An 817-nucleotide genomic window follows, 5' to 3' on the forward strand; every position below is an offset into this window, starting at 1 on the left:
GTAGCTGAACAGGAGGGACAGCTGATAGAAACAGAAGCCACTGGAGCACCTCAAAAACACCATCATACACTAAATCAGTAAGTTGGCAGCATCACCAGAAGTTAAGATCTACTTGTTCTGGGGGGATTTTTCCTTTCTCAATGTCTTTCAGTCTATTGATCATCACTTCATTTACAGGGTCATGACCAAATCTGGCTATGTGTTTTTCAACAATAGCGATACCTTCCCTGTTGATTGTTACGCCATCTGTCGTCAGATTTTCTATTGGACCACCGGCAAGGTCGGGATTAAATGGTCTTCCTGATACTGCTCCTCTGGCTCCGAAATGCTCAAGTGATTCCAAATCAGGGAGTCTCATTCTCCCCAGAACTGCTCCAGCAACTATTGAAGCACCAGCGATGAGTAACCCTTTGTTATCCATAAATTGATCGTAACCAGCAGGTGCATCTCCCCCCAACTTGTCTGCTGTTTCCCTGAATCCTTCGATATTCCCATTGTATATGCCGCCAGCAGCAAGCAGTCTGCCAACCGCTTTACTATTAAGTGTTTTGAACCATTACCAGCTTTAGTTTTTGGCCGTGGTATAAACAGACGGTTGTAGTTATCGGGAAATGCCAAATAACTAAATTCAGTATTAGCAATCAGATGCCTGGAGAGTATATATTCATAACTGACAGTGATGGCTTCTGTATCCAGATTGTTCTCAGTAAACAGGTGATTGTAGACTGGCCCCCTGAATCTCCAGACAACCAGTATCACTTAAATAAGTGATAGTCTTAATACTAGTTTTTAGACTAGTCATTGGAGTACAGATGAT

General features: G+C 42.7%; 1 pseudogene. It reads right to left on the reverse strand.

The annotated features are described in order from the left end of the window. Positions 1 to 94: 94 nt before the first annotated feature. A pseudogene (locus BFF42_RS27920) lies at positions 95 to 720 on the reverse strand (type VI secretion system tube protein Hcp); the annotation flags it as partial. Positions 721 to 817 lie beyond the last annotated feature (97 nt).

The sequence above is a fragment of the Shigella sp. FC1661 genome (genome assembly GCF_001712525.1).
Classification (GTDB): domain Bacteria; phylum Pseudomonadota; class Gammaproteobacteria; order Enterobacterales; family Enterobacteriaceae; genus Escherichia; species Escherichia coli.